We start from the raw sequence: 7,355 nt of genomic DNA, 5'->3' as shown, positions 1-7,355 counted from the left end.
GGCCCGCCTGGCCGAGCTCGGCCACGTCCGGCTCGCCGGCCCGGACGTCGCCGCACCGGAGCCGGTGCCCACCCCGCGACCGACCGCCGTCCGACAGGTCCACATCCTCGGGAGGGGCCAGCTGTCAGAGGTGCTGCGTGGACCGCTGTCGGTCAACGGCTGCCGGGTCACGACCGGTCCCGACCCGGGACTGGCCTTCGACCGCGACCGTCCGCCCTGGACCCGCCGCGGCCCGACACCGGACCTGGTGATCCTGACCGGGTCGATCGCGGTGGATCCGGTGGTGGCCTCCGCCCTCACCCGCTCCGGTCAGGTGCATCTCCACGTGTACGCCCGCGACGGCCGGGTGGTGGTGGGGCCCACCGTGATCCCCGGGGCGAGTCCGTGTCTGCGGTGCGTGGACCTGTTCCGCGCCGGACGTGACCCGCGGTGGCCGTTCGTCGCCGCCCAGCTCGTCGGTCGATCCCCCTCGGCCGGAGTGCCCGCGCTCACTGCGGCAGCCGCCCTGGTCCTCGCCGAGGTCTCCGCCAGCCGTGAGGCCGACCGCCCCCTCCAGACCATCGGGGCGTCCGTCGAGATCAATCCCGCCGAGGGGCTGTGGAGAAGGCTCGAATGGCCGGCCTCCGATCGCTGTACCTGCGGCGCGGCGACATATCGGCATCCTCTGTCATGATTGGAGGCGTGGCCGATCTCCCCCGCACCTCATCCCGCCGAGCAGCGCGCCTCGCAGGCCTGCCCCTGGGAATCGCCGGACGAGCCGCCGGGTCGCTGGGACGTCGAGCTCTGGGCAGGGGCGAGGGCGTACTGACCGAGGAGCTGGCCGACCAGGCGGCCGAACAGGTCTTCGCCGTGCTCGGAGAGCTCAAGGGCGGGGCGATGAAGGTGGGTCAGGCTCTCAGCGTGTTCGAGGCCGGGATGCCCGACAAGTACGCGGGCCCGTTCCGCGAGGCGCTCACCAAGCTCCAGGCCGAGGCTCCGCCGCTGCCCCCCGCCGAGGTCGAGCAGGTCCTCGACACCCAACTCGGCCTGCGGTGGCGGGAGCGGTTCGCCGAGTTCAACACCTCCGCGGCCGCCGCGGCCTCGATCGGGCAGGTGCACCGCGCGGTCTGGTCGGACGGTCGGGAGGTGGCGGTGAAGATCCAGTACCCCGGGGCCGACGAGGCGTTGCGCTCGGACCTCCGTCAGCTCCGACGTCTCTCCCCGCTCCTGCGGCCCCTCAACCCCGGCACCGACGTCAAAGGGGTCATCGACGAGTTGTACGACAGCGCCGTGGCCGAACTGGACTACCGGGGGGAGGCCGACACGCAGCGGGTGTTCGCCGCCGCGTTCCGCGACGACCCGCTGATCCGCGTCCCCGCCGTGCTCGCCTCCGCCCCGAAGGTCCTGGTCACCGAGTGGGCCGAGGGTCGCACGCTCGGCCGGATCGCCGCGAGCGGGACCCAGGAGGAGCGCGACCGGGCCGGTGGACTGCTGGCGGAGTTCCAGTTCTGTTCCCCCGCCCGCGCGAGGATGATGCACGGCGACCCGCACCCCGGCAACTTCCTCCTCGCGGACGACGGTCGGATGGTGGTGCTGGACTTCGGGGCGTCACTCCCGCTACCGGACGGCATGCCCGCGGTCCTCACCTCGATGATGCGGCTCGCGCTGGCCGGGGAGTCCGAGGAGCTGCTCGCCCTCATGACGCGCTCCGGGTACGTGGGCCGGGGCGGGTTGGACCCCGCGGACGCGATGGCCTTCCTCGGGCCCTTCATCGAGCCGATGCGCAAGCCCGAGTTCCACTTCGACCGCAAGTGGATGCAGGGGATCATGGCGGTGTACGGGGACGTCTCCGGCCGTGAGTTCCGGACCTCGCGGTCCTTCACGCTTCCCCGCGAATACGTCCTCATCCACCGGGTGCTCTCGGCCTCGGTGGGCATGCTGTGCCAGCTCGAGGCGACCGCCCCGTACCGGCAGATCGTCCATCGCTGGATGCCGGAGATCTTCCCCGACGAGGAGTGAGCCACTCCGGACCGGCCGGGATCAGCCCTCCCTGACCAGGCGGAGGACATCGTCCCCGTACTCGCCGAGCTTGTGCGCCCCGATCCCGCCGATGCGCCCGAGCGCCCGGGTGTCCGCGGGACGCTCGCGGGCGATCTGCACGAGGGTGTCGTTGGTGAACACCGTGTACGCGGGCTTGCCGATGCGTTCCGACGTCTCCCTGCGCCAGTCGCGCAGCCGCTCGAACAACCCGGTGTCGACCTCCACCGAGCAGTCGGGGCACGATCCCAGCGCCCGGTGCATCGGCCCGGTGAGCCGCTCCCCGCATCCGCGACAACGCCCCTTGTCCGGGGAGTCGGACGTCTGGCGGCTTCCCCCGGGCGCCGGTGCCGGGCGGACCGGGTCGAGGAAGCGGCTGGGACGGCGTGTGGCGCGGCCCCCGGCCCGTCGGCTGCGGCTCCACGAGACGGACAGGTGCTCCCGTGCCCGGGTGACCCCCACGTACAGCAGTCGCCGCTCCTCCTCGATGGCGTCCGGCCCGGCCTTGATCGCGTGACTGATGGGCAGGCTGCCCTCGTGCACCCCGAGGAGGAACACCGCATCCCATTCGAGCCCCTTGGCGGCGTGGAACGACGCCAGGGTCACCCCGCGCTGGTCAGGGGCGTGCCTCGCGGCGGCGCGGGCTCTCAGACCGGCGACCACCGGGAGTAGTCCGGGGCGGTCCTCGGTGGTGGCGATCTCCTCCACGAGGCCCATCAGCGCGGTCAGCGACTCCCACTTCTCCCGGGCCTGGGCGCCCGACGGCTCGGCGGCCGTGAGACCCAACGGTTCCAGTGACGCCCGGATCACCCGCGCGACGTCGGTGGGGTCGGTGAGCGCGGAGTGCTCCTCCGTGACCGCCTCGTCGGTGCCGTCGACCAGTCTGTCGATCGCCGACATCGCGCGCCTGATCACCGTCCGGTCGAAGAAGCCCTCCCCACCCTTGAGCCGATAACCGATCCCCACCTCGTCCAGCGCGGCCTCGATGCGCTCCGACTGCGCGTTGACGCGGTAGAGGACCGCGACCTCCGAGGGGTCGAGCCCACCGTGGACCAGATCGGCGATCGCCCCGGCGACCGCCTCCGCCTCCGCGTCCTCGTCCGGGTACTCGGTGAGGACGGGGTCGGGCCCCGCCGGACGCATTCCACGGAGGGTGAGACCGGCTGATCGGAACCGCCCCGCGCCAGCCCCGATCACCGCGTTGGCCAGGTCGACCACCTGCGGGGTGGACCGGTAGTCCGACTCCAGGCGGACGACGGTCGCCTCCGGGTAGCGCTCGGCGAATCCGAGCAGATAGTCCGGATCGGCCCCGGCGAAGGAGTAGATGGTCTGGTTGACGTCGCCCACCACGGTGAGGTCGTCGCGCCGACCGAGCCAGGCCGACAGCAGGCGCTGCTGGGCGGGGGTGACGTCCTGGAACTCGTCCACCACGAAGCACCGGTAGCGGTCCCGGAACTCCTCCGCGATCGCCGGGACCTCCTCCACCAGTTCCGCCATGTGGCCCAGCAGATCGTCGAAGTCGAGCATGCGGACCGGGCCCGACACCTTGAGATCCTCGTACGCCCGGAACGCCCGCGCCACCTCCGGGGCGGGGGCCGGGAGGTCACGACTGAGTGCGACCGCCCGCTCGGCGTACGTGTCGGGGGTGAGCAGACTGGACTTGGCCCAGCCGATCTCGGTGAGGACGTCCCGGATCGTCTCCGTCGAGGGATCCAGCCCCACCCGGCGGACCGCCTGCGCGACCGCCCGGAACTGTCCGTCGAGCAGCTGCCAGGGTTCCTCGCCGTAGACCCGCGGCCAGAAGTAGGAGAGGTTGCGCAGGGCCGCCGAGTGGAAGGTCCGCGCCTGGACCGGCCCCGTCCCCGCGTCCGCCACGCCCAGCCCGGCGAGCCGCATGCGCAGTTCCCCTGCCGCGCGGGCGGTGAACGTGACGGCCAGGACCTGGTCCCCACGGACGTGTCCGGTGGTCACCAGGTGGGCGATGCGCCGGGTGATGGTGCGCGTCTTGCCGGTCCCCGCGCCCGCGAGGATGCAGACGGGTCCGCGGGGCGCCAGGACGGCCCGCCGCTGCTGGGGGTCCAGTCCGTCGAGGGCCGAGTCCCGGTCACGCCGCACGTCATCCACGCCACCATGGTGGCATCCGGCCCCGACACATCCCCGTGGGCCTCCCCCGGGATGATTCCCCGGTCTCCGAGCGTTGGACCCCGTCATGAGCGATCTCACGAACGATGCCGAGGCCCTGACCCTCTACACCACCACGTGGTGCCCCTTCTGTACCCGGCTCAAGAAGCTGCTGGACGAGAAGGAGATCGGTTACACGGAGATCGACGTGGACGCCGACGCCGAGGCCGCGGCGTTCGTCGAGAGCGTCAACGGCGGCAACCGTGTCGTCCCGACGGCGCTGTACTCGGACGGCACCACCGCCACCAACCCCCCGGCCTCCCAGGTGAGGGCCAAGCTCGCCGAGCTCGCGGACGCCTAACGGTCCACCGCGGCGACCCACGACCGGAGCATCACGTGGGCGATCGATACCGGTGGGGCCACCATGAGGTCGCCCCGTCCGTCGAGCGCGGCGCGGACCTCGTCGACGTCGAACCAGGCGGCCTCACTGATCTCCTCGTCCTCGAGCACGATCGGCGCGTCCGGGTCCCCGACCGCGTGGAAACCCACCATCAGTGAGCGGGGGAACGGCCAGGGTTGGCTGCCGAGGTAGCGGACCCGGTCGACCTCCACGCCGACCTCCTCCTTCACCTCGCGCCGGACACAACCCTCCAGGGACTCCCCCGCCTCCACGAATCCGGCGACGTGGGAGTACATCCCGGCCGGCCAGACCGGTTGACGTGCCAGGAGCACCCGGCGCCCACCGTCGTGGACCAGGCAGATCACGGCCGGGTCCGTGCGTGGGTACTCGGGTCCTCCGTGGAACGGGTCCTCGATGGCCCAGCCCGCGTCCACGCGGCGCGGATGGTGCTGCGGTTCCCGGCCCCGCACGGTGTCCCGGTGCCAGCCGAGCAGGGCGAGGGCCTGCGAGGCCAGTGAGCCGTCGCCCTCGACCAGGTCCGCTCCGGTCACCCGGAGTGACGCCACCGCCGGGTCATCGGGCAGCTCCTCCACGGGCAGGGCCCAGATGTGGCGCCCCTCGTCCGTACGCCCGAGGAACACCGCGGTCTCCGGCAGCTCCTCGGCGTGGTCCGACGCGGGTTCCAACCGGATGCGTCGACGGCCCCCGGCCGCCGGGTCCGTGGCGAACCGGTTGCGGCGGTCGACCCGCAGCACCCGCGCGGTGGCCCATCCCCGCGACAGACCGTCGACGTCCTGCCTGAGCGGCGCGGCCCGGTCGGGCGCGGCGACGGACAGCACGGGGTCGGAGTCGAGGCTGAAGTCCAGCGGCATGGTCGGGGTTCCTTCTCGCAGATCTTGAGGGAGCGGTCAGCGTGCCAGCCCGGCGGACGCCGCGGCCACCCGGACCGCCCGCGTCGCCGGCCCTGGTCTCAGCCCGAGACCATCTTGATGTAGAGCAGGCGGTCCCCGGTCTCCAGGGCGTCCGCCTCGGGTTCGTTGACCTTGATCAGCTGACCCTTGCGGACCACTCCCAGGACGAGCTCGGCCAGATGGCGCGGCGAGCCGCCGACCTCGGACTCCTCCACGCGCCGTTCGGCGATGGAGAACCCCTCGTCGGGGGTCAGCAGGTCCTCCATCATCCCCACGACGGTCGGGGTGATGGTCGCCAGGCCGAGCAGGCGCCCGGCCGTCTCGGCGGAGACCACCACGGAGTCCGCGCCCGACTGCTTCAGCAGATGCTTGTTGTCCGACTCACGAACGGTGGCGACGATCTTGGCGTTGGGTGCCAGCTCGCGCGCGGTCAGCGTGACCAGCACCGCGGTGTCGTCGGAGTTGGTCGCCACCACCACGGCCGCGGCGCGGGTGACGCCCGCGAGCTTGAGGACGTCCGACCGGGTGGCCGAGCCCTGGACGGTGACCAGTCCGCGGGCGGCCGCGGACCTGAGTGCCTGGGGGTCGGTGTCGACCACGACGATGTCGTCGGGGGCGATCTCGTCGGCGAGCATCGCCGCGACGGCCGACCTGCCCTTGGTGCCGTAGCCGACGACGACGGTGTGGTTACGCACGAGGTTCCTCCAACGCTGGATCCTGAGGGCCTGACGGGACTGCTCGGTGAGCACCGACAGGGTGGTACCGACGAGCAGGATCAGGAAGAGCACGCGCAGCGGCGTGATCAGAATGGCGTTCAGCAGCCGCGCCTGCTGGGTGATCGGGGAGATGTCCCCGTAACCCGTGGTCGAGAGGGAGACGGTGGCGTAGTAGAAGGCGTCGACGACCGTGATCCGGCCGTCGGCCCCACCGCCGCCTTCATACCCCTCCTGATCGAGATACACCACGAGGGCCGCCAGGGCCAGCGTGAGCACGGCCATCAGGACGCGCTTGCCGATGAGCCGCCACGGGCTCTCGGCGTTCGCGGGGATGCTCACCACGCCCACGAGGATGTGGTCGGGGCTCTCGTCCAAGGGGTCGCTGCTGCGGACACGGGACGCGAGTGCGCGCTTCCTCACCATCGGCAGCTCCGTTCCGGGACGGGACCGCCGTCGATCATCGGGGTCACCGGGACCATCGTGGCCTATCGGTCACCGTCGGACAACAACCGGCCTCTCCCCGGTCCGGTGGAGAGGAGTCGGAGCAGCTCCTCCGCGTCGGGGAGATCGGCCGGTTCGACGGTCCTCCCGGCGCGGACGTAGTGGAAGGCGGCCCGGACCCTGTGGAGTTCGACCGGTCGTCCGAGCCTGGCGGAGACGACTCTCGCCCACGCGTAGCGGTAGACCGCCAACTGGAGCGAGACCGCGGGCATCTCCCCGGGGCCAGGGACCCGCCCGGTCTTCCAGTCGACGACGATCCAGTCGTCCCCGTCCGCGAACACCGCGTCCATGCGGCCACGCAGCAGATGCTCCCCGAGTCCGACCTCGAACGGCACCTCCACCGCCTCGGGTGTCTGTCGGGCCCATCGCGACGATTCGAAGGCCTGCTGCAACGCCGTGAGGTCCGACTCCGACACACCGTCGACCGCGCCATGGTCCCCGGCGCCGGGGAGATCGTCGATGTCCAGCAGGTGGGTGGCCCCGAAGCGGTGTTCCAGCCACAGGTGGAACCGCGTTCCGCGACGGGCGAAGCGGTCGGGCCGGAACGGCACCGGTCGGCGGAGGCGATCGGTGAACGCGTCGGGATCGGTCGCCATGGCCACCACCTCACCCGCGGTCAGCCGCCGCGGCAGGACCACGGCGTCACGCTGCTCGGCGGCCCGGCGCGCATCCGCGAGCAGCGGCGCCGCC

Annotated in this window: 7 protein-coding genes; 3 read left to right on the top strand and 4 right to left on the bottom strand. The window is 72.0% G+C overall.

Translation table 11 applies throughout. The features are described from left to right. Together G6028_RS07775 and G6028_RS07770 are read left to right on the top strand one after the other, a co-directional pair. On the top strand, positions 1-673 hold a 673-nt coding region (locus tag G6028_RS07775), incomplete at its 5' end, for a hypothetical protein (protein WP_182658525.1). Between the two features lie 8 nt (positions 674-681). Continuing rightward, complete coding sequence (locus tag G6028_RS07770) at positions 682-1,998, top strand: ABC1 kinase family protein (protein WP_179524805.1); 1,317 nt, start codon at positions 682-684, stop codon at positions 1,996-1,998. 21 nt (positions 1,999-2,019) lie between these two features. Here G6028_RS07770 and G6028_RS07765 read toward each other — a convergent pair whose 3' ends face one another. Further along, on the bottom strand, positions 2,020-4,140 hold the full coding sequence (locus tag G6028_RS07765; protein WP_338404176.1) for an ATP-dependent DNA helicase UvrD2: 2,121 nt from the start codon (positions 4,138-4,140) through the stop codon (positions 2,020-2,022). An 85-nt stretch (positions 4,141-4,225) separates the two neighbouring features. Here G6028_RS07765 and G6028_RS07760 point away from each other — a divergent pair, with 85 nt between their 5' ends. Further along, the gene (locus tag G6028_RS07760) at positions 4,226-4,498 is read left to right on the top strand and encodes a mycoredoxin (RefSeq protein WP_179524804.1); all 273 of its coding nucleotides are present in this window, start codon (positions 4,226-4,228) and stop codon (positions 4,496-4,498) included. Here G6028_RS07760 and nudC read toward each other — a convergent pair. The 3 genes from nudC to G6028_RS07745 form a co-directional block, all read right to left on the bottom strand. Further along, positions 4,495-5,409: an NAD(+) diphosphatase gene (gene nudC, locus G6028_RS07755; protein ID WP_179524803.1), complete on the bottom strand. Its 915-nt coding sequence runs from the start codon at positions 5,407-5,409 to the stop codon at positions 4,495-4,497. The two genes, G6028_RS07760 and nudC, sit on opposite strands and share 4 nt — an antisense overlap. Before the next feature lie 98 nt (positions 5,410-5,507). Next, complete coding sequence (locus tag G6028_RS07750; protein ID WP_179524802.1) at positions 5,508-6,587, bottom strand: potassium channel family protein; 1,080 nt, start codon at positions 6,585-6,587, stop codon at positions 5,508-5,510. A gap of 62 nt (positions 6,588-6,649) precedes the next feature. Then, positions 6,650-7,355 (bottom strand): PD-(D/E)XK nuclease family protein (locus G6028_RS07745; protein WP_182658524.1); only part of this gene is annotated, 706 nt, incomplete at its 5' end.

This window comes from Dietzia cercidiphylli, assembly GCF_014145145.1.
In the GTDB taxonomy this organism is placed as follows: domain Bacteria; phylum Actinomycetota; class Actinomycetes; order Mycobacteriales; family Mycobacteriaceae; genus Dietzia; species Dietzia natronolimnaea.
The sequence above is the reverse complement of the archived record's forward strand: the minus strand, read 5'-3'. Positions and strand labels throughout refer to the sequence as shown.

Coding starts and splice junctions, on each gene's coding strand:
- G6028_RS07750 (WP_179524802.1), bottom strand. CDS start 6,587: ATGGTGAGGAAGCGCGCACTCGCGTCCCGTGTCCGCAGCAGCGACCCC.
- nudC (WP_179524803.1), bottom strand. CDS start 5,409: ATGCCGCTGGACTTCAGCCTCGACTCCGACCCCGTGCTGTCCGTCGCC.
- G6028_RS07760 (WP_179524804.1), top strand. CDS start 4,226: ATGAGCGATCTCACGAACGATGCCGAGGCCCTGACCCTCTACACCACC.